16 protein-coding genes, 1 tRNA gene and 1 other RNA gene are annotated in these 23,456 nt (G+C 29.3%); 8 read left to right on the plus strand and 10 right to left on the minus strand.

What is annotated here, in order from left to right; all coding sequences use genetic code 11:
* Positions 1-1,550 precede the first annotated feature (1,550 nt).
* Positions 1,551-2,420, plus strand: coding sequence for a 16S rRNA (cytidine(1402)-2'-O)-methyltransferase (gene rsmI, locus BMSBPS_RS03830; protein ID WP_022564284.1), 870 nt, complete (start codon positions 1,551-1,553; stop codon positions 2,418-2,420).
* 25 nt (positions 2,421-2,445) lie between these two features.
* Positions 2,446-2,832, plus strand: an RNA gene (gene rnpB / locus BMSBPS_RS04470) — RNase P RNA component class A.
* 261 nt (positions 2,833-3,093) lie between these two features.
* Here rnpB and BMSBPS_RS03840 read toward each other — a convergent pair.
* The 8 genes from BMSBPS_RS03840 to rpsU all read right to left on the minus strand — a co-directional run bounded on the left by BMSBPS_RS03840 (position 3,094) and on the right by rpsU (position 11,323).
* Complete coding sequence (locus tag BMSBPS_RS03840) at positions 3,094-3,375, minus strand: YqjK-like family protein (RefSeq protein WP_022564285.1); 282 nt, start codon at positions 3,373-3,375, stop codon at positions 3,094-3,096.
* Complete coding sequence (locus BMSBPS_RS03845; RefSeq protein ID WP_200895189.1) at positions 3,372-3,770, minus strand: phage holin family protein; 399 nt, start codon at positions 3,768-3,770, stop codon at positions 3,372-3,374. Before BMSBPS_RS03845 ends, BMSBPS_RS03840 begins: the two co-directional genes overlap by 4 nt.
* Positions 3,771-3,772: 2 nt before the next feature.
* The gene (locus tag BMSBPS_RS03850; RefSeq protein WP_022564287.1) at positions 3,773-4,024 is read right to left on the minus strand and encodes a DUF883 family protein; all 252 of its coding nucleotides are present in this window, start codon (positions 4,022-4,024) and stop codon (positions 3,773-3,775) included.
* A 799-nt stretch (positions 4,025-4,823) separates the two neighbouring features.
* A complete protein-coding gene (gene ddlA / locus BMSBPS_RS03855) occupies positions 4,824-5,933 on the minus strand; it encodes a D-alanine--D-alanine ligase (protein WP_022564288.1) in 1,110 nt (369 codons plus the stop codon).
* A gap of 406 nt (positions 5,934-6,339) precedes the next feature.
* Positions 6,340-6,412 (minus strand) — tRNA-Ile (locus BMSBPS_RS03860).
* 641 nt (positions 6,413-7,053) lie between these two features.
* Positions 7,054-8,892, minus strand: a complete 1,839-nt coding sequence (gene rpoD, locus BMSBPS_RS03865; protein WP_022564289.1) for an RNA polymerase sigma factor RpoD — start codon at positions 8,890-8,892, stop codon at positions 7,054-7,056.
* 347 nt (positions 8,893-9,239) lie between these two features.
* The gene (gene dnaG, locus BMSBPS_RS03870) at positions 9,240-10,979 is read right to left on the minus strand and encodes a DNA primase (RefSeq protein WP_046201191.1); all 1,740 of its coding nucleotides are present in this window, start codon (positions 10,977-10,979) and stop codon (positions 9,240-9,242) included.
* A 128-nt stretch (positions 10,980-11,107) separates the two neighbouring features.
* The gene (gene rpsU / locus BMSBPS_RS03875) at positions 11,108-11,323 is read right to left on the minus strand and encodes a 30S ribosomal protein S21 (protein WP_022564291.1); all 216 of its coding nucleotides are present in this window, start codon (positions 11,321-11,323) and stop codon (positions 11,108-11,110) included.
* Between the two features lie 299 nt (positions 11,324-11,622).
* Between rpsU and tsaD the strand changes: the two genes are divergently transcribed.
* Together tsaD and folB are read left to right on the plus strand one after the other, a co-directional pair.
* Positions 11,623-12,648 carry a tRNA (adenosine(37)-N6)-threonylcarbamoyltransferase complex transferase subunit TsaD gene (tsaD, locus tag BMSBPS_RS03880; protein ID WP_022564292.1) on the plus strand — a complete coding sequence of 342 codons (1,026 nt, stop codon included), beginning with the start codon at positions 11,623-11,625 and terminating at the stop codon, positions 12,646-12,648.
* A gap of 246 nt (positions 12,649-12,894) precedes the next feature.
* A complete protein-coding gene (gene folB, locus BMSBPS_RS03885) occupies positions 12,895-13,245 on the plus strand; it encodes a dihydroneopterin aldolase (RefSeq protein ID WP_022564293.1) in 351 nt (116 codons plus the stop codon).
* A gap of 324 nt (positions 13,246-13,569) precedes the next feature.
* Here the strand turns inward: folB and BMSBPS_RS03890 are convergent, their stop codons facing one another.
* A complete protein-coding gene (locus BMSBPS_RS03890) occupies positions 13,570-14,796 on the minus strand; it encodes a multifunctional CCA addition/repair protein (RefSeq protein ID WP_022564294.1) in 1,227 nt (408 codons plus the stop codon).
* Positions 14,797-15,636: 840 nt separating this feature from the next.
* Between BMSBPS_RS03890 and hldE the strand changes: the two genes are divergently transcribed.
* The 4 genes from hldE to BMSBPS_RS03910 all read left to right on the plus strand — a co-directional run bounded on the left by hldE (position 15,637) and on the right by BMSBPS_RS03910 (position 20,581).
* Positions 15,637-17,076, plus strand: a complete 1,440-nt coding sequence (gene hldE / locus BMSBPS_RS03895) for a bifunctional D-glycero-beta-D-manno-heptose-7-phosphate kinase/D-glycero-beta-D-manno-heptose 1-phosphate adenylyltransferase HldE (protein ID WP_022564295.1) — start codon at positions 15,637-15,639, stop codon at positions 17,074-17,076.
* Between the two features lie 515 nt (positions 17,077-17,591).
* Positions 17,592-18,227, plus strand: a complete 636-nt coding sequence (ribB, locus tag BMSBPS_RS03900; protein WP_022564296.1) for a 3,4-dihydroxy-2-butanone-4-phosphate synthase — start codon at positions 17,592-17,594, stop codon at positions 18,225-18,227.
* A gap of 223 nt (positions 18,228-18,450) precedes the next feature.
* Complete coding sequence (nudF, locus tag BMSBPS_RS03905) at positions 18,451-19,089, plus strand: ADP-ribose diphosphatase (protein ID WP_022564297.1); 639 nt, start codon at positions 18,451-18,453, stop codon at positions 19,087-19,089.
* Between the two features lie 751 nt (positions 19,090-19,840).
* Positions 19,841-20,581, plus strand: coding sequence for a 1-acylglycerol-3-phosphate O-acyltransferase (locus BMSBPS_RS03910; RefSeq protein WP_044169960.1), 741 nt, complete (start codon positions 19,841-19,843; stop codon positions 20,579-20,581).
* 1,312 nt (positions 20,582-21,893) lie between these two features.
* On the opposite strand, the gene metC is transcribed toward BMSBPS_RS03910, so the two are convergent.
* Positions 21,894-23,084, minus strand: a complete 1,191-nt coding sequence (metC, locus tag BMSBPS_RS03915; protein ID WP_102029174.1) for a cystathionine beta-lyase — start codon at positions 23,082-23,084, stop codon at positions 21,894-21,896.
* Positions 23,085-23,456: the final 372 nt, after the last annotated feature.

A 23,456-nucleotide genomic window follows, 5' to 3' on the forward strand; every position in this document is an offset into this window, starting at 1 on the left:
AGTGAATACTAAAATATATCATATTTTGAGTCAAAAAAAATTAAATATTTTTAATAAAATGAAGTGTGTCACCATGAATTGAAATAGCTAATAATACATTGTAAGTCTGTTTCAATGCGCGAATTTACTAAGCATAAATTTCATGCGGTAAGCATATGATTTAAAATAAATGCTAGTAACTTACATTATCGGTATCTATTGTTGATGTAGGGAAAGTAATTCACTTAGGGTTTTAAAACAGTAGTTAATCAGATTAGCTGAAAATCCTATATATTAGCTATGTATGCACTGTCCGACTACTACAGTTAAAATTTTTTACAAAGATCATCATATCAGCAAAAAAATAGAATTTTGTAATATTTAAGAAAAAATTTAAAATTTTTTTCCGTATAGCATTTTAAATTTTTTATGCAAAAGATAGTTGATTTGATCTATTAAAATTATAGAATTATTAAAATATAATTTTTTATAACCATAGATCTTATTTTTCAGTAAGATAAACTTAAAAATTTTATGAATAAAATATAAAGAATAAATTTATTTACCAAAATGGTATTCAATAACTTAATTTTTAAATTATAATATTATTTACTATAATCAATAATAAAACGCAAAATTCATTATATCTAAACAATTTTAAAATTAGTATATAGTGCATAAATCTATGATATAAAAGGTATAAAACTATTGTTAGTATACTTCTTCAAATTATTATTAATACTATTATTAATAGTAATTTAGTTTGCTAACTATTATAAAATATTCTATCAAATACATAACAGTCATTAATATTGTAGCAATATATAAAATAAAAGAATGCGAATTTTAAAAAAATTTAAATATCGATTTAAAATAGCAATATTAAAAGATTCTAATTTATTTAAAATGAATATTCCAACATACTTAACAGTAATAATTTAATATACTTTATTTATGAAATAAATATATTAAATTCAAAAAAAATTAAAACTATATAAATAAATTTTTTATGATTTTATTAAAAATTGACCATGTTATGGTATTAGAAAAATATGTTATCAATGTAATAATTTTGATCTTTAACTATCTTTCTAGCATAAGCCAGATATGAATCTTATTCAATAAATTATTTCAATAATGTTATTTTTTAAAATTTTAATATTATTGAAATATAATAATGCAAGTAATTTAAATACGAAACTAACTATATATATCATAAACATAAATTTATCAAATTTATATTGAATTAATTGATATAACTTGATAAACAAGTTTATTTCAATGATAAGTTATTTATTTTATTTTTACTAAAATAAATCGATCGTATTTTTATATATTAAAATTTTTAAAAAAATCAAACCATTAAATAAAAATAATTTATATGTAAAATAATTAAATAATTTAATATTATCATAATATTTAAATTAAAATAATTGTCTGATATATATTTATTATTTTTACAAAAATTATATTACTTGATAAATTTCATTTTATATAAGAGAGAAACTTTCTCATTCGAAAAATAAATTTGAGAAAATCTTTAGCATTTAATCTTTCATGAAAATAAAATTATGATACAGTTAAAGCAAGAAGAGAATTATAGTAAAATACTTTATATTGTTCCTACTCCTATTGGTAATCTAGGCGATATTACTCAACGAGCTTTGACTATACTTTCGAACGTTAATTTAATTGCAGCAGAAGATACACGTCATACAGGCCGTTTATTGAAGCATTTTTCCATTAAAACACGACTATTTTCACTTCACAACTATAATGAAAAAAAGAAAGCAGAAATATTATTAGCAAAATTACATAAAGGAGAAAGCATTGCTTTAGTATCTGATGCCGGAACACCATTAATCAACGATCCAGGTTATAATTTAGTACGTTTTTGTCATCAAACAGACGTACCGGTCGTGCCGTTACCCGGTGCTTGCGCAGCAATTACAGCATTAAGTGCAGCAGGATTAGCATCTGATCGTTTTTGTTATGAAGGTTTTTTACCAGCAAAAAAAAAGGCACGTTGTAATGTGTTATCTATTCTTAGTAATGAACCACGCACGCTAATCTTTTATGAATCAACTTATCGTTTGATTGATAGTTTACAGGATATGGTAACTTACTGGGGAAGTAAAAGATATATAGTATTAGCACGTGAATTGACAAAAACATGGGAATCAATATATGGTGCACCTGTAGGAAAATTGCTATCATGGGTTTTAGAAGATAAAAATCGCTGTAAAGGTGAAATAGTATTAGTTGTCGAAGGTTATAAAATTGATCAAGAAGAATTATCGGTAGAAACTTTACGAACTCTAAAATTATTAAAAAAATTCCTGTCTTCAAAAGACGCTATAGCAATTACAGCAAACATTCATAGCGTAAAAAAAAATTTACTGTACAAATATGTTATAAAGCAAAAAAATTGTGACAAATAATTTAATATAAGCTATTATCTACAATGAAACTGACTAGACAGTCGCTGCTTTTTCATAAAGTTATTGAGTAATATATGTATAAGGAAGGAGAGGAAAGTCCGGGCTCCATAGGGCATGGGTGCCAGGTAACACCTGGGAAGCGAGAGCTTACGACTAGTGCAACAGAAAATAAACCGCCAGAGATCTTTTTTATTTAATTTAGATCAGGTAAGGGTGAAAAGGTGCGGTAAAAGCGCACCGCATGACTGGTAACAGATCATGGCATGGTAAACTCCACCTGGAGCAAGACCAAACAAGGTTTGAATGTATGGCCCGTACTTGACCTGGGTAGGTTGCTTGAGCTAATAAGCGATTATTGGCCTAGATGAATGACTGTCCACGACAGAACCCGGCTTATCGGTCAGTTTCACCTGTGTTCCTTATACACAAATAGCTAACATTTTACTACTTTTAATCTATGCGCATAATGTATTGTCTTATGCTAAATAATATATTAATTATAATAGTAGTTTTTTTTAAAGAGCATATAAATAGATATAATCATAAGATTGATGATATGCGTTATATTAGTTAATCTCTTATAAAATTAAGAATAAGTAAAAATATTATTATAAATAATAAACCGAACCTAAAAGCTTGGTTCGGTGGCATGCGTAGCACAATAACAATAGATTTAAATAGCTGATCTAATTACACGCCAGGTACTCCATAGACTAAATACTCTTTTGATCCATCGTATTATACGGCTTGGACTACGCACAGTCCAAATCGCTAATGCACTGCCAATAACAGTTAAATAGGGACGCATACTAACAAGACTAATCCAATAACGATCGTATTTTTCAGTTTTAATATGCCAGTCACAACATGATTTTTTAAGATCAACTCTTTGTTGTTCAATGATATTTAAAAATTTGCAAATAGGTACCTTATATTCATATTGATTAACATTCATGAACGATACTCCTTTAGCAACTGACGATCTATGGTTAGTTCTCTACGTGTATGACGAAGCAACGTTAAACGACGTGATTGATGAAGCGTCCATATACCTAAAGCTATTGCTAACGTAAACAATACAGCAGTGGTGATAACTATTGTAAGAAAACGGTAGTGTTCGTTTACTGTCATAATTATTAATCCCATCAAACTTATTAGCCCAACAGTAAAAAAAAGTAAAGTAAAACTAATCATGATTAGCAACTTTATTAGGTGTATTTTTTCCTCTTCTATTTCGCTTATAGCCAGTTGTATACGTGTTTCTGCCATTTTGACTAGCATAGTTACTATACGTTGACCAATATTAAACATTGTTTTGGCTGGTCCTTGCCTTAACCTATCATCATTCATGATTAACGCCGTGAAATTAGAATACCAATGATAATACCAAGTACTGTACTAATACCAATACCGTTCCAAGGATTGTGACGCACATAGCTATTTGCTTTTTTTACTGCTGTAAGAGTAGCTTTGGTAATGCGTTCGCCAGATTCACTAATGCGATCATATGAGCTGTCAAGAGTATTACGCGCTTTATGACATAATTTATTTAATTCACATTTTGCTTTATCTAGGGAGTTTTTCAATGATGTTTCTCTAGCCATGTGATTCTCCTTATAGTCTGAATTTAATTAATAGATCTTTAAGTTGCTGAGGATCATATTAATTCATATATATAAATATATCGTAAGCAAGAGAAGAATACTGACTAGTAGTCAGCTACTACAAACATAGTATATTTTCTTCTATCTTCTCTTAGTATTTCTCTTATTTAAGCATAGACAAATGAAAAAAAAATTCAAAAAACACGAGAAGATAGCTATGAATTATTCAATATTCAGATTGTGTTCAGATAGTCGAAATAATTTTTTTAAAATTCTAAACCTTTAAAAGGAAACCAGACTTTATATAATTTCAATAATTTCAGCCATACTATAATGCTTTGGTTAATTAGAGAAACATATTACTAATTTTTATTCATCTTATTTAATTATTCTGAAAATAATATACTATCTCGATATTACGTTTATCTTATTTATATAAATTAAGATAAGTGTTTATGATTCGTTTCAATAAACAGTAAAAGGAAAAACGTATAAAATATACACTGAAGCAATAATGTATAGAAAATAGTAATTCAATCATTAAATCAAAAATGCAATCTTTTAATTTATTATTTAATAAATAGAAAAAATGAAATTAAATATATACTTATTTATGATATTTTAAGATATTAAACTTTAATTTAATTGTTATATATTAATAACTAAAATTATATTTTTTACATAATGTATAATAAATTAGAATTTTTTAAATAATTAATTACATTTTTAAAATAGATAAAATAAATAAGAAATATGAAAAATATTTTTCATATTTCTTTCATATAGTAAAATTTATATTTTATATGCTAGTTCTTATATTGTACTTATGTTGATGATATTCTTCTGCGAGCTCAAGTAATCGAGTAATCAGATCTCTATAGCTAATACCTGCTACTTGCCATAATTTCGGATACATACTAACATCAGTAAAACCTGGTAATGTATTTACTTCATTTACTATAATGTCTCCTGTCTCTGTGAGAAATATATCTACACGCGCCATACCTGTACATTCTAATATTCGAAACGCTTTAATTGCCACTGAACGAATTTTCTGACTCACTGCATCATTGATTACAGCAGGTATGACTAACTGCACATCATCTGGATTAATATATTTAGTTTTATAAGAATAGAAAGCATCTTTAGCTATAATTTCACCACACGGACTTGCTTGGGGAAAGGCATTACCTAGGATTGCACATTCAATTTCACGTCCTTGAATATTTTTTTCAATAATGATTTTAGAATCAAAAGAAAAAGCTAACTCTAAAGATGTATTAAACATTTCTATAGTATCAACTTTACTAACACCGATTGAAGATCCTTGATTGACAGGTTTGATAAATAATGGTAATCCAAAACGATCAACTAATTCTTCTACATTAATATATGGACGCTCAGTCTTGGTAATACAAACCCAAGGAGTAACTTTTATACCAGCATCGCGTAGTAAACGTTTAGTACAATCCTTATCCATATTAATTGCTGAACCTAAGATATCAGAACCGACAAATGGGATGTTCATTAAACGTAATAAACCTTGTATACAGCCATCTTCCCCTAATGGACCGTGAAGAATTGGAAAAATGATATCTAATAACAATAGCTTTTTTTTGCTACATTTAATAAATGTCTGATATAGACTGAGTCTTTTACTAGCACTAAATACTAATACGATATTTGATGTATTTGATTTATTCAGTGAACTTAGTGACGGGAAGTTTGTATTAATTAAAAAATCGGATGTATTATTTAAATGCCAACCCCCTTGTTTATCAATTGCTATTAAAACTACTTCATATTTTTGTTTATCAATAGCTTCGACAATATTTTTAGCAGATTGTAATGAAACCTCATGTTCGACGGATTGTCCGCCACATAAGATTCCTACACGTTTTTTTGTCATACCGATTTATCCAAATACACCCCAAGTAAATTATAATTAAATTATTATCGATTAAATTATAATGCATATAAAAATATTATGGGATTTTTAGAGATTCGTTTACTATAACAATAGCTTTCGCAATTACTCTCATGTGATTTTAGATGATAATATTTAGGATGATGCAATAAATAATGGAGGCAATGTACTTATTAATCAATACCAATAAAGCTATACCGATGCTAAAATATCGTTAGCATGAGCATAAATATTACATTATAATAATTAATACGTTATATATACATATACATGGTCAAATTGTATATTTAAATGTTTTCAAAAATTAATATATTGTGATGTGACAAAAAAAAATAAAGATAAGAAACATTCTGCCATTCAAATTGACAGATTAATAGATATTTAACTGTGGCCCCTGCTGGGTTTGAACCAGCGACCAAGCGATTATGAGTCGCCTGCTCTGACCACTGAGCTAAGGGGCCAGCAAAAAAATATATCAGTTTTAATAAAAATCTTTGGTCAATGCGAATGTTTTCATAAACAGTAACATTAATCAAATTTTTGTTTTCAATTTTATATATTTTTACTTTTTCAATCTTTTAAAATAATGTAATCTTAATATAGAATAATTGATATTTCTACCTTTAGAAAATCTACTTATTCTTCAATTCAACATATTCTCATGTAAAAAGAAGGTTATTTATATTACATAAACATACAAATTCGTCAAGTAGCATTAATAATTTTTTGTGATTTAATTTAATTTTTTATTTGAAATAACTAAAAATATTGACGTTTAATTACATTAAATAATTTGTTAAATTGTATGAATATAGAGAAAAATTTATATGCCTAATTACATAAGTGCAGATGAATAAAATTACTTTTCAAAATATCATTTAGCTATTAAATACTAATAATTTTTAAATTTTTCTTAATTTTCTCTTTTAAAGATAGAGGTTATATCCTTTATCTTTCAATTAACATGAAGAAAAATGATTTTTATCATATTATAATCAATTTACAAAAGAAGAAAAATAGCTTCATTTTAGTACAAGTTACTTTAATAAAAATCCCCTCTTAAATATTAGATACCAAGAGTAAGAGGGGGCTCTTTAAGAAATTAATCGTCAAGAAAACTACGCAATACTTCAGATCGACTTGGGTGACGTAATTTACGCAGTGCTTTTGCTTCAATTTGACGAATACGTTCACGCGTTACATCAAATTGTTTTCCTACTTCTTCTAATGTATGATCTGTACTCATGTCAATACCAAAACGCATACGTAGCACTTTTGCTTCACGTGCTGTTAGACCAGCAAGCACATAATGGGTAACAGAACGCAGACTTTCTGAAGTAGCAGAATCTAAAGGTAACTCTAGAGTACTATCTTCAATGAAATCTCCTAAATGCGAATCTTCATCATCACCGATTGGTGTTTCCATGGAGATCGGTTCCTTAGCGATTTTTAATACCTTTCGAATTTTATCTTCTGGTATTAACATCCTTTCAGCTAATTCTTCCGGAGTAGGTTCACGACCCATTTCTTGTAACATTTGACGCGAAATGCGATTAAGTTTATTAATAGTTTCAATCATATGTACTGGAATACGGATAGTACGTGCTTGATCAGCAATAGAACGCGTAATAGCTTGGCGAATCCACCAGGTAGCGTACGTTGAAAATTTATATCCCCGACGATATTCAAATTTATCGACTGCTTTCATTAAACCTATATTACCTTCTTGAATAAGATCAAGAAATTGTAAACCACGGTTAGTATATTTTTTAGCAATAGAAATGACTAAACGTAAATTTGCTTCAACCATTTCTTTTTTTGCACGTCGTGCTTTAGCTTCACCAATAGACATACGACGGTTAATATCTTTTACCTGATCAATAGTTAGACCAATTTCTGCTTCAATTTGAAGTAATTTTTTCAATGAACGCATCACATCTTTTTCTACTTCGTGCAATTTTTGCGAGTACGGTTTGTTCATCGTAAGTGCAGTTTTAAACCATTTACCATTTGTTTCGTTCCCGCTAAATAAAACGATGAAACTTTTTTTCGGCATTTTACAAGATTCGACACATAATTTCATAATTAGACGTTCTTGTGTACGTACCCGTTCCATCATTCCACGCATGTTTTTAACTAAGTAATCAAATTGTTTTGGTACCAAACGAAATTGTTTAAATACCTCTGATAAATTTTGAATTTCGGTTATTGCATCAGCATGGTTACGACCTTTAGTTTTAATTACAGTGCGCGTAGTTTCATATTTATTACGCAATTCAAGAAATTTTTGGCGAGCTAATTCTGGATCGATTGAATTGTCATCTTCAGAATTTTCATCATCGTTCTCTTCATCATTACACCGATCTTCTGTAGATAGCTCAGAACCAATATGAGTTCCAGTTGGTATGAAATCTTCCACAATATTTGGATCAACAAAACCAGTGATTAAGTCGGATAATCTAAATTCACCTGCTTCTACGCGATCATACTGATCAAGTAAATAAGTTATCGCTTCTGGGTATTCAGCAACAGAACATTGAACTTGGTTGATACCGTCTTCAATACGTTTGGCAATATCAATTTCACCTTCACGGGTTAATAATTCAACAGTACCCATTTCACGCATATACATACGTACAGGATCAGTAGTACGTCCTATTTCAGATTCAACACTGGATAATACTTGTACTGCTTCTTCTGTAGCATCTTCATCATCAGCATCAGTACTGTTTTCATTTAGTAGCATCAAATCATCGACATCAGGCGCTTGTTCTACCACCTGAATACCCATATCATTAATCATTTGGATGATGTCGTTAATTTGATTGGAATCAACGATATCTCGTGGCAAGTTGTCATTGACTTCAGCATAGGTCAGATAGCCTTGTTCCTTGCCGCGAGTGACAAGTAGTTTAAGCTGTGACTGCGAGTTTTGCTCCATAAGACGGTATCCACACTTCTGTTAATTAGATTAGTGTCGGTCGACAACAAGCTAACAATAATCAGAAAAGGCTTTATATTACTTTCTTATCCTTCAGGATATAAAATTTAAATTACTGATTTGTAGTACTTCTAGCTTGTTTTCCTATTATTATTTGGGCGCTATGTTCTATGCTCATGCTTAAAATTTTAACAAATATCTCTATCATTATAGAATTATAAACAATTGCTGAATTAAAAAATATTTATATTTAGATTACTATAATGTTATATCAAATTTTCTATTTTAGAAAAACTTAACGTAAAGTACTTTGTTTGTCTATACGCTTTTATTTTCATGATATAAATTTATTTTTTCGCAAGAGCTTGGCTTAAAGCCCATAACTCGCGTCGTTCAGTACCATTAAGACCTTCTGTACGATCGCGAGCAATAAGAACTTCAATATGCTCTTCAAGCATAGAATTATAAATTCTTTCTAGCGAGTCTCTAAATACTTCTTCTACTTCTCTCTCTGCTACCATGTGGTTCCAAAAAGCTAATTTTTCAAGAGTATATCTAAAATTTGTTCCGCGATATAATTCTAGCAATTGTCCTGTAGTTAAATTAGCATTTTGTCTGTAATGATTTACTAATTCCATAAATAAGGTTAAACCTGCTACTTTTGACTGTTGCAATCCATCTAAACTAGGTACAATCTCTGAAAGTTGAGGATTTTGTATTAATAAAGAAATTAATACACGCATTGTTGTTCTTTTAAGTAATGGTACGACTGAAGTGACTTTATCCCCTACTACCTGTGGCATCAGTTTATCTAATCGATAATCATCCAATATACCTAATTTTGCACCCAACATTTCTTTTATGTAAATTCGTAAAATTTTGCCAGGAATCTGTTTTATTAAAGGTAATGCTAACATCGATAATTTTGTTTTACCAGCACATGTGCTTAGATCGACTTGTAAAAGCAAACTTTTGAGTAGAAACGTTGAGAACGACATTGCGGTTCGTATTCTTGATTCAAAAGCTTTTTTGCCTTCTTTACGTATCAGAGTGTCTGGATCTTCATTATTCGGTAAGAACATGAATTGTAATTGACATCCATCGTGCATATAAGGTAGAGCAGTTAAGAGTGTATTCCAAGCTGCCTTGCGACCAGCATGGTCACCGTCATAGCAACAGATTATATTATCGGTTAAACGAAATAATAATTCAATTTGTGAAGATGTAGAGGATGCACCAAGCGATGCCACGACATGATTCATACCAAATTGCACTAATGTTAATACATCTATATAACCTTCAACAACTAATAAAAATTGTGGTTTTAAGTGTATTTTTTTTACTTCATAAAACCCATAAAGATGATGGCTTTTATGGAAGATAGCAGTTTGAGGGGAATTCAAATATTTAGGTTGACCATTATTTATTTCACGTCCTCCGAACCCAATTACACGTCCATATTTGTCGCGAATTGGAAACATAATACGATTACGAAAACGATCATAGCAAGTAGAATTTTTATTATTACTAACTACCATGCCGGCTTTAATAAGTAACTCACGGTTCTTTTGTGTTTGACCAAAGTTTTTTAGTAGATTATCCCAGCCTATAGGTGCATAACCAATAGCAAATTGCTGAATTATCTTATTATTCACACCTCTTTGAGCAAGATATTGTTGTGCGATTTGTGCTTGACCCAAGTTTTGTTGATAAAAATTGCTTAAATTTTCCATCAAGTTATAAAGATTTTGATTATAAGAATGTGCCGTATGACTATTAATACCGTATTCATAAGGAATGTTTAAACCATGTATTCTCGCTATTTCTTCAATACTTTCAATAAAATTCAAGTGATCGTAATTCATTAAAAAATCAATTACATTACCTTTAGCGGCACATCCAAAACAATAATAAAATTGTTTTTCAAGACTTACTGTAAACGAAGGGTTTTTTTCGTAATGGAAAGGACAACAAGTACGATAGTATTTCCCCTGTTTTTTTAGCTTTATACGACTGTTAATAATATCTACTATATTTGTACGAGCCAATAAATCATTGATAAATAGACGAGGTATTTTAAAAATCATAACAATCAGTTATTAAAAATAATAAATACAATAACAAACTATTTTCTTAAATTTAGAAAACGTACTTTCTTGATCAATCTTGTCTGTCTACCTATCCATAAATCTTGACATCGTGTATATACCAAAATTTAATACAGACGAGTACGACGTGCGTTTTCTCTGGCTAGTCTTTTAGCGTGGCGCTTCACTGCGGATGCTTTAGCTCGTTTGCGTTCAGTAGTTGGTTTTTCATAAAATTCACGACGACGAACTTCAGCTAAAATACCTGCTTTTTCACAGGAACGTTTAAAACGACGTAGTGCTACGTCAAATGGTTCGTTTTCACGTATTTTAATTACCGGCATTTACGTTTTTCACCTCGATGAAAGTTGTTTTTGATGTTAATAGATTGATTGAAACGTATTAAATAATCTTATTTTATTCTTATTTAGATTGTTTTGTAAAGTAAGAATAATGTTATATCCAATTTAAACTAAATAGAGATACTTTGAGTTATAATATTACAAATATTTAACATTACATAATGTTGAACTTATAATAAACTTCCAATAAATAAATAGAAAATTTTTATTACTAAAAATTTTATGAAAATTTAGATAGTTACATATAAAATTATACAGAAAAGAAAGATTGGTGTACGATAATGCGAATTTTAGGAATTGAAACATCCTGTGATGATACTGGTATCGCGATTTATGATGATCAATATGGTTTAGTGGCAAATCAATTGTATAGTCAAGCAAAACTCCATGCTAAATACGGCGGAATTGTGCCTGAATTAGCGGCACGGAATCACGTACATAGGACAATACCGCTTATTCAGGCGGCTCTTAGAGAATCTGCTATTTTTCCAAAGCAAATCGATGCGATAGCCTATACTGCTGGTCCTGGATTAATCGGTGCACTGATAGTAGGTGCTAGTATAGCTTGTGCACTAGCATTTGCTTGGAATATCCCCTCCATTCCAATTCATCATCTTGAAGGACATCTTTTCTCACCTATGTTAGAAGAAAATCCGCCTAAATTTCCATTTGTAGCGTTATTGATCTCTGGTGGACACACACAACTTTTTCAAGTTACTAATATTGGCAAATATAATTTATTAGGTGAATCTATCGATGATGCTGTAGGCGAAGCTTTTGATAAAACTGCAAAATTACTTGGATTAGATTATCCTGGTGGAGCAATTTTGTCACTTCTAGCCAAAAAAGGAAGAGCAGGGCGTTTTAATTTTCCACGTCCTATGACTGATCGACCTGGCTTAAACTTTAGTTTCTCTGGTCTAAAAACCTTTGCAGCAATTACCATTAGTCAAAATCAATTAAATGATCAAATGCGAGCAGATATTGCTCGAGCGTTTGAAGATGCAGTAATTGATACCTTAATCATCAAGTCTATGCGTGCATTAAAGGAAACTGGTTTGAAACGCTTAGTTATTGCTGGCGGAGTGAGTGCTAATTTCGCTTTGCGTAAACGTATGCGTAAAAAAATTGAAGATTATAATGGAGAAATGTTTTGTGCTCGCCCTAATTTTTGTACAGATAATGGTGCAATGATTGCTTATGTTGGTATGGTGCATTTTAAAAGAGGTATGGTGAATAGTAAGTCTAGCGCTTTAAGCATTAACGTAAAGCCTCGTTGGCCATTGACAGCATTGTCAATTGTATAATTAATAAAAATTATTTATATAAGAAAACATAATTACTAAAAATTAAGATCCTTTAATTTAAATATTTTAATATTTGGAATAGCATTTTCTTATAAATAAATACCCATGTATTAATATTGAACTATTCAATTATTAATTCAGTATTTAATTTCAATATATTATTGGTATAATAACACAATTTTTAGAGCTTGTTTTTTTGTAATTTTGAAATCTTTTAAAATTGAACTCAATTAAGATGATGATATAATGGACATGGTATATATAGAACAATTAACCGTTTTTACTACTATTGGAGTTCATGCATGGGAACAAAATATAACACAAAAATTATTGATTGATATTCAAATGACATGGGACAATCATTTAGCTGCAGTTAGTGATAATGTTAATCATTGCTTAAATTATAATGATGTTAAGGAAGCCATTCTCATCCATGTTCAAAACAAACGTTTTAATTTAATTGAGCGTGTAGCTGAAGAAATTGCTAATCTATTGATAAAGCGTTTTAAAAGTCCTATTGTGCGGGTGCGAGTAGCTAAACCAGGCGCTATTGCTCAGGCAGAAAATGTAGGTGTTTGCATTACGCGCAGTCTTTAATCAAAACCTATATTTTAAACCTAATTATTATTAAATCAAATATAATGGAACTACGATAAGATTGAATCTATCTTTACAATAAAACAAGTTAATTTAAATAAATAATGTAATTATAGAGATAAATTTTGCAATGTAAATACAGTAATTATCTAATTTTTTAAAAAAAAATTTATTTTCGATTTAGTGAATTTTTGCTGCTCTACTAACTAAGATATTTTTGCTATTAAATAAATTTTAATATCATCTAAACATGAATTTGAATTCTGCAAGTAATGGAACATTAGTTTTTAAATATTTTAAAAAAAATATAAAAGATACTTTGGACTAAGCAATATTTTTGGAAGCTAAAAAATTATCAACAACCATAATACGTCGTCGTGTTAGTTCTTCTTTGATTTTTTCACCTTTAAAGCCAGCAGAAATGATTTCTTTTATTGGTATTGTACATGCTAATGTAAAAACTGTACGTAAGTAGTTAGCTTGCGAAAATACTATATTACAATTAGAATTTGTACGTGCATTAGCTTCACTGATTAATGCTATTTTTCTTACGCGTTGTGGTTTTCGCCAAGCATCGATACGATCAAAAAAAGCTATTAGAGAATTAGCGGATAAACTCTCTATATTTTTTATTGTATCATGGCACTCTGTAGAAATTAGTGCTAAATCACGTATTTGATGCGGTACATGCAAGCGTTGACAAAATTTTTTCATCAGATCAATTTCTGAAAGTTGATCGTTACAATGACTAGGAAATCTTATCCATGATGTTAACATTTTGATGCCATAAAATAGTGTAGCAAATCGTACATCTAGTTCATTAGATAATGTTGCCACTGTACTCAAAGTCATCAACGAATGTATGATAGCATCAATTCCACAATAGTATCTGAGCGAATCTAGTATACTAAATAAACTATTAAGCTCTGGAAATAAAACTGCTAGTGCCCCGCAATCATGTAATACTTGAAAATATACTTGTGGATTACGTGTTAAAAGTGCTTTTTCAGTTTCTTTCCAAATGCGTTCAACGGTAAGATATGCTAGCTCGCCACTTTTGCTCATCGTTGACATAAGTTCTTGTGTGCTTTGTACAATGCGAAAATTCAAATGGGCAAAAGATGCAGCAAAACGTGCTATTCGCAATACACGAAGCGGATCATCACTAAAAGCTTTAGAAACATGTCGTAGATTACGGTTTGATAAATCATATTGACCATTATAGGGATCAAATAACCTGCCATGTTCATCTTGGGCAATGGCATTGATAGTTAAGTCACGGCGCTGTAGGTCTTGCTCTAGTGTTACATTGGGAGTAGAACAAATTGTAAATCCAGTATAACCATTACCACTTTTTTGTTCAGTGCGTGCTAGTGCATATTCTTCATGGCTATCTGGATGTAAAAAAACAGGAAAATCCTTGCCTACTTGTTGAAAACCCTTTGCTAGCATTGCTGCAGGTGTAGAACCAATTACTACCCAATCTTTATCTTTTACAGGTAAATGTAGTAAGGCATCGCGTACTGCTCCACCTACTAAGAACACTTTCAAGTTCAGTACTCCATCATGATTTTATGTTTTAAGTTACTTGCATATAAATTTTTTCAAAAAACAAAAGATTATAATATATAGTCGGGATATATATAATATATAATTGAATTATTTTTAAAATTTTGTATTTATTCAATTTATTAAATATTTTCTTTATTGATATTATGTAGTACGCAGAACAATTTTCTTGTATATATTTTAGCTGTATGTTGAATTCATTGATAATGAAAGATGGATTACGTAATTTTTATTGTCTATATAATTAGATTTTGAATTACGGCTTTAAATGTAATTTAATTTTTACATCCATAAACTATATATCTGATCAAAACATATGATGTTACGAATAAATCATAATTTTGTTGAAAATTTTTTCATAAAATAAATCAAAAACAATCATTATTGTAAAATAATAGTCTATTTAATAAAATATATTTAATTAATCATGAGTTATTTTAATAATATGTTCGCTAATGTAATGTAAAAAAACATTTCAGAACCCAAATTCATTATAAAAATAATAATGCATAGATTATGAACTCTAAAAAATTTACTAGATCAATGCAGTTACATACTGAGATATTTTAAATATTGACTTGAATATAAAATTATTAATATTACAAGATTTTTACAGAGGTTATACAAATCCTATATATATTCCACATATGAATTTTCAATTCTATACATATAATTTTCATTACATTAAATAATCTAACATTGTAGAAACTATGAGCTTACGTGTTTATAACAATGTTTTAACGCTCATTTGATAATCTATTCAGTAATTATTAGCAATTTTTACTATTATCATAATATTTTCTTCCTAATGTGCAGATCTAGATGAAAATAACATTCCCTAAATTTAATAAGGCTTCTGTGTTAGTGATCGGTGATGTAATGTTAGATCGTTATTGGTACGGACTAACAAGCCATATTTCACCAGAAGCGCCAGTACCCATAGTTAAAATAGATACTATGGAAGAACGTCCAGGCGGTGCTGCTAATGTAGCAATGAACATTGCAGGTTTAGGTGCTTGCGCACATTTAATTGGATTAATTGGTGAAGATCACGCTGCATATATATTGCGCAAAATACTAAAGTCAGTAAAGGTAAAATATGATTTTGTAGTAGTTAAAAGCCATCCAACTATTACTAAACTGCGAGTTCTTTCACGTAATCAACAATTAATTCGTCTTGATTTTGAGCAAGAATTTAATAGAATTGATCTTCAACTTTTAGAGGACCGCATATATAATTCACTATTACAAGTTAGGGTATTAGTGCTTTCTGATTACGGAAAAGGTACTTTAAATAATAATGTACAGACAATAATTCAGTTAGCTCGTCAAATCGGAATACATGTATTAGTAGATCCTAAAGGAACAGATTTTAAACGTTATTATGGTGCAACACTACTGACTCCTAATCTATCTGAATTTGAAGCTGTAGTAGGTACATGTAAAACTGAAAATGAAATAGTTAGTCGAGGCATGCATTTAATGACAGACTATAATTTTGCAGCGCTATTAATTACTCGTTCAGAAAAAGGTATGACATTATTACAACCTAGTAAAGCACCGTTACACTTACCTACTCAAGCACAGGAAGTTTTTGATGTTACCGGTGCGGGTGATACTGTGATTAGTGTGTTAGCAAGTGTATTAGCTACCGGTCGAAGCTTTGAGGAAGCTTCTTTTTTTGCTAACGTTGCTGCAGGTGTAGTTGTCGGAAAAGTTGGTACTTCTAGTATTAATGTAATTGAACTAAAAAATGCTATTTATTATGCGTCTCCATTAACCAGTGATTTTGGTATATTAAAGGAAGCAGAACTTAAAGTAGCTGTGCAACAAGCTCGTCGACGTGGTGAAAAAATAGTTATGACTAACGGTGTATTTGACATTTTACATGCTGGTCATATTTCTTATTTAAGGAATGCTCGGAAACTTGGAGATCGTTTGATTGTAGCAGTTAATAGCGATCAGTCAACTGGACGTCTTAAAGGTGATATGCGTCCAATAAATTCCTTAAAAAATAGAATGATCGTACTTAGTGCATTAGAAGTCGTTGATTGGGTAGTGTCTTTTGAAGAAGATACTCCTCGACGTTTAATTAAAGAAGTACTGCCAGATTTTTTAGTAAAAGGCGGCGATTATACAATAGGGGATATTGAAGGCAGTAAGGAAGTATTAAAACATGGTGGTGACGTTCAAATAATTAATGTTGAACACTATACTTCAACTAGTAAAATCATTAAAAAAATTTTGGATAATTCAAATTAATATTCAGTGAATAATTTGTGCTCTGGTTATTAATCATTATTGTTGTATTTTTGTGCAGAGTGTAAATTTTTAATTCAATTAAAAACATTATGTCAATTCTACAATATAATAGTATATTTTTAAATATTATTTACCTAAGCATCATGTCATATAGATAGAAACAGGTGTAATGTGCTAAATACATTATTAAATCATGTATTATATAAAATTAAAGGCTTTAATTTTATATCGATCGATATAGAATAACAATAAATTATTATTTTGATTGTAAAATAAAATACATTATATTACAATACGTTTTAATAAAAAGGCAAAATGTTTGTAATATGCTTAATAAGTTAATAGTATTTCTAAAATTTAGAACATCTTTTATAAACTAATGTCAAAATAGATAATAAAACGCACTGTAGAACAATGTGTTAATAATAGTCAATGTATCATATTTGTATTTGTTGCTTAAAATTCATTATTAAATCTCATTGTAGTTCTAGTGCTTATATTAAAAGGTTTATACCATGGATCAGGTACTTACTCATGAATTTGGCACGCCAGAGCAGCGTGTCGAGCGTGCTGTTAATGCGCTACGTAACAGTCACGGGGTGATGGTACTAGATAACGAAAATCGTGAAAATGAAGGCGATATGATTTTCTCTGCTCAAACAATGACAGTTGAACAAATGGCAATGAGTATTCGCTATGGTAGCGGAATTGTATGCCTGTGTATTGATGAATATTATCGTCAGAAATTAGCTTTACCAATGATGGTAGAAAAAAACACCAGTTTTTATGGTACCAATTTTACAGTTACTATTGAGGCAGCTTTTGGAATAACGACCGGCGTATCAGCGAAAGATCGAATTCAAACTATTCGCACGGCTATTGCTGATAGTGCAAGACCAAGCGATTTGAATCGTCCAGGACACGTTTTTCCACTGTGCGCTCGTAAAGGAGGAGTATTAGAACGGCAAGGCCATACTGAAGCAACGGTTGACTTAATGATCTTAGCAGGTTTAAAACCAGCTGGAGTATTATGTGAATTAACTAATGATGACGGTACGATGGCGCGTTTACCTGAAGTAGTCGTTTTTGCAAAAAAGCATAATATGTCAGTAGTTACTATTAAGGATTTAGTAAGCTATCTTACTGTTTAATCATAAAAAATATTTTTTCAATTTTTAATTTGCATTCATTAAGATTAATAAATATCAGTAATGTTTGATTCTGAAATTTTTTTCTCTAAACAATAAATTAGCTAAAAATTTTTACGCATGGTAGGTAATTTATATATTAAAAATTCTAAAATCATTGCAATAGAGAAAAATGATCACTTGAATCTTACATCTATACTGAATTTTTATAAGTGAGGGTGGAAAAGTGCAGAAAAAAAAATCCCCTATAACTTTTACAAAAAAAGACGTAGAAATTATTAAACGTGAAAAATGTTATAATGGTTTTTTTTCTATTGTAAATTATTATTTTCGACATCGCTGTTTTAATGGTCAAATGAGTAACGAAATCACACGTGAAATTTTTGAACGTGGTCAATCAGCTATTTTATTACCTTACGATCCTTTGCGTGATGAGGTAGTGCTAATTGAGCAGATTCGTATCTCAGCATTTGATTCTAGTCTAACGCCTTGGTTATTAGAAGTAATAGCTGGAATTATTGAACCGGGTGAAACTCCTGAGCAAGTAGTACGACGCGAGGCATTTGAGGAAAGCGGTCTAGATGTTATACGAATTAAACCAATAATGAATTATTTAGCAAGCCCAGGCGGGACATCTGAACGTGTGTCAGTACTAGTTGGTGAAGTAAATACCAGTTTAGTTCAAGGAAATCATGGTATCAAAAAAGAAAATGAAGATATTTTCGTTCATGTAGTAACGCGACAACAAGCTTATTGTTGGGTAGAAGAAGGAATTATTAACAACGCAGCATCTATTATTGCTTTACAATGGTTAATGTTACATTATAACGAACTAATTCAAGAATGGAATTACCAAATTATGTGATAACGTTTCTTACTATAAATTTAGCAAATTACAGTTAAATATAATACTTTTTAATATGTTATATTATGTTATTTTTAAATTATAGAGAATAGTTTTTATTATATTGAATGATAGTTTTTTATTAGCAATATTTCAATTCACTGTGTACAAATTTTAATATGGGATCAAATATTACATGATATACATATAAATATACACTGTTAAATCATGATATATTTTATGTATAAAAATTACCATGTCGTTATTTTTTTAATAGCTAAACTTAAACATAGTTAATCTATATGTTTTTTAAAGTAATATAATATATATTAGATATAGTTTTGTATAATTATATTATCTTGTTAGCAAGAATTTAAATGAAAATCAAAAGTTATTAATAGATTATTAATATAAATTAGATTTCATGTGATCAAAAAAAGCTTGATGCTTATAAAATATAAGATTATTATTATAAAATAATATAATTTTTTTACAGTCTATTGCTATTATAAATTATAATATAGATTGAGCATTAGCATGACTAGAAAACGCCAATTCAATAATTTAAATATTTTTTGAATATAATCATTCAATATATTATTCTTGATATAAATTTAATAAGAGGATTTATTGATAATACACAATAAGTGTTAATTACAATTTATTAATACTTAAAGCATAAAAATCAGTATATTATTAGCTCTTAGGTGCTGTGAACGTTAAACTACATAACATATTAAAAGGATATAAAAATCGTGAATCGAAGAAATTTATGTTAATAATTGCCCGTTTGATTATTGTAACTATTTATTCATTGTTAATATGCATATTTGGCAGTATTTGGTGTGTATTATTTTCTCCACGTAACCCACGTCATGTAGCAAATTTTAGCCATCTATTTGGACGCCTTTCAAAAGTATTTGGTGTGAAAATAGAACTGCGTCAACTAATCGATACAAAAAAATACGGTAATGTCATTTATATTGCGAATCATCAAAATAACTACGATATGATCACCGTATCTAATATTTTACAATCATACACTGTTACTGTTGGTAAAAAAAGTTTATTCTGGATTCCATTCTTTGGTCAATTATATTGGTTATCAGGTAATTTATTGATTGATCGTAATGATCACATTCAATCTTATAAAACTCTTAATGAACTAGCAATAATATTAAATAAAAATCATATTTCGTTATGGATTTTCCCAGAAGGTACACGTAGTCGCGGTAGAGGTTTATTGTCTTTTAAAATTGGTGCATTTTATTTAGCAGTAGCAGCTAAAGTACCAATAATTCCAATAGTTGTTTCTAACACACATAAAAAAATTAAATTGAATCGTTGGAATAATGGCTTAGTTATCGTTGAAATGTTACAACCTATAGATACATTACAATTTAAATCTTTTTCAATACGTCAATTAAGCACGTATTGTCATCAATTAATGTTAGAAAAGCTAATAGAATTAAATGCTGAAGTTATTGAACGAGAGCGAAATGGCAATATCTAACTACCTTAGCTTAATGAATTTTAAATCTAGCAGAATTATTCTTCAGATTTTATTCAATTTATTATAAAGTGAATCTACTAGCACCCCGAAATGTTTAAAATGTAACTCATTCTAATTATGAAATAATGTATTAACTTGTCTCGGATTAGTCTTTACAAATTAAATTTACACACATTCCATTTACTAATATTATGGCTGTATAGCCATTTAATAATGTATAGTTGTATTATTTTAAGTCTGTTAATAATTTAATATTATGATTATGCATCATATAAAGGGTTATTTTCTTTTAATTAGAATTTTACGACTTTTAATTATGTATTGCAAATAATTTTAATAATTTTTTAATACTAATTAGTATTAAAATGGTTTAAGTTTATTTTCTACCGATTAACTTATGTTCAAAAAGTAAAAAAGAGATAACTTTATAATATTAAATGAGAAAGTTTAGATGCTTTAACTCAATATTTTATTGATATTAAAATAATTACATTGATAATAAAATTATTACAAATCGAATTTTAAAGCATAGTATGATGGTATTGATTGAGAAAATATCTTTTAAAAAGACTAATTAAGCGCAATATATAAAATCATAATTTAAAAAATGCATTTTAATAACAAATATAAGTATGTAAAAGTGTATTCCGTAACACGAAGACGCTTGACTTATCAAGTAATTATCTACATTAAATAATGCTATAATATAGATAATTACTTGAATAAATTAAATAATTTCTTCTACTGTTACACAGATAATTATCATAACCATCAATAGCGTATGCATTAATAACACTGATATTGCATCATGGATCAGTATAATTACATTTTTCAAATTTTTATTTTTTTATTATTAGCAATTCGAAAAACCAATGCCTAGTATGCGATTTCAGTAATTTACGATAATTAAGAATTAATATAAAATTTTCTAATATTTTTAAGATAATATTTATTTTTATTTCTTAAAATAAGAAAATAATTCTATATTTTATTAAACAATTAATTACTATAATCCATTGATTTTTATAACTATATTGTTATTGATTTAATGTTATGGAATTCATTTATCTTAATACGTTAGTACTCATTTAAGAAGTAAAAATTACATCGCATATTAATATATATACAGTTTGCTGGTATAGTAACAGGTTATTTTTCGAGATAAAAATCTATGATCAAACCAAAAATAGTAGAATTTTGTATATATAAACCATATATAGTACTATACGCTAAGAAAATGATCCTGTAGTGTTAAAGCTGATACAATAGATTATTCTTAATATGTCGTATAGATAAAGGAACGTATGTTTTTCTAATTTCTTAAACGTACAAAACCTGCTTTAAGATCCGCTATTAAATCATCTACGTTTTCCAAACCAATATGCAAACGTACTAATGTGCCGTTAAAATCTACTCCTCCTGCTGGACGAATCAGAGTCAGTTCTTCAGGTTGATTCGTTAAAATAAGTGACTCGTATCCACCCCAAGAATAAGCCATGCTAAAATAACTAAAATTATTTAGATAATTTTCCAAGCGTTCAGTATTCAACTTTTCTTTTAAAATAAATGAAAATAATCCGCTGCTACCATTAAAATCACGGAGCCAAAATTCATGCCCCTTGCTATTAATTATGGCCGGATGATTTACTCGTAATACTTCTGGTTGTACAGCAAGCCACTCTGCAACCTTCATACTACTTTCTTGATGTTGACGTAAGCGTGTACTAAGCGTTCTTAAACCACGACTGGCTAAGTAGGCAGTATCGGCATCAACTATTTGCCCCATTAAGTATGAGTTTTCACGTAGCTGTGCCCAACAACGTTCATTTGCAACAGCAGTACCAATCATGGCATCACTATGACCAATTAAATATTTCGTACCTGCCTGAATTGAAATATCAATATCATGTTTTAGTGCGTTAAATAGTATACCTGCTGACCAAGTATTATCAATCATAATAATAGTATTGGGTGCTTTAGCACGAATAGCATTTACGATAGCAGGGATATTTTGTACTTCCATTGTTATAGAAGCTGGTGATTCTAAAAATACAATACGCGTATTAGGTTGAATAAGTAGACTAATTTCATTACCAATAGAATGTTTAAAGAAAGTTGTAGTTATGTTCAATTTACTCAGAATCTTAGTACAAAATTTTTGTGTGGGTTCATATGCAGCTCCGCTCATTAATATATGGTCGCCTCCTTTAACGAAGGCAAGAATCGCATTACTCACCGCTGCTGTTCCGCATGGATAAAGTGCGCATCCAGCACCATTTTCTAGCTCAGTCATTGCATCTTGCAACGAAAAATGGGTTAATGTGCCACGTCGACCGTAAAATAATTCACCTTTAGTTGAACCAGCAGTAGCGCATTTTTGATGTTCGACTGTATCAAAAATTAATGATGAAGCTCGTTGAATAACGCTGTTTACTGCCCCCTGAGTATAACGTTTACTACGTCCTGCATTAATTAAGATAGTGTCAATTTTTTTCATGTAAATAATACCTTAGTGCTATATTTATAATGTTTTATTTTTATTAAAATGAAATATCTTTCAGCATACTTCTAATATAGCATAGTAAGAGTTTACAAGATGCTAAAACACAATATCTATTTGTTACATATTAACTATTTAGAAAAATGACAAATCATTATTATATATATGGCATAGTATTCATAAAATGAATAAAGTTTCAAAACAATTTTAAAAAATTAAATTTTAATTTTAAAAGTAAAATACTATCTACTTTACTAAACGCATAAACAATTTTTATTTCAGTGAGACAAGATCACTATATTGATTAATAGATTATTTGATTGCTTAAGAATAAGCATGTAGTTTAATAACGTATGATAAATGCAATGTTTAAAT

Origin of the sequence: Candidatus Pantoea carbekii, assembly GCF_000971765.1 — a bacterium.
In the GTDB taxonomy this organism is placed as follows: Bacteria; Pseudomonadota; Gammaproteobacteria; order Enterobacterales; family Enterobacteriaceae; genus Pantoea_A; species Pantoea_A carbekii.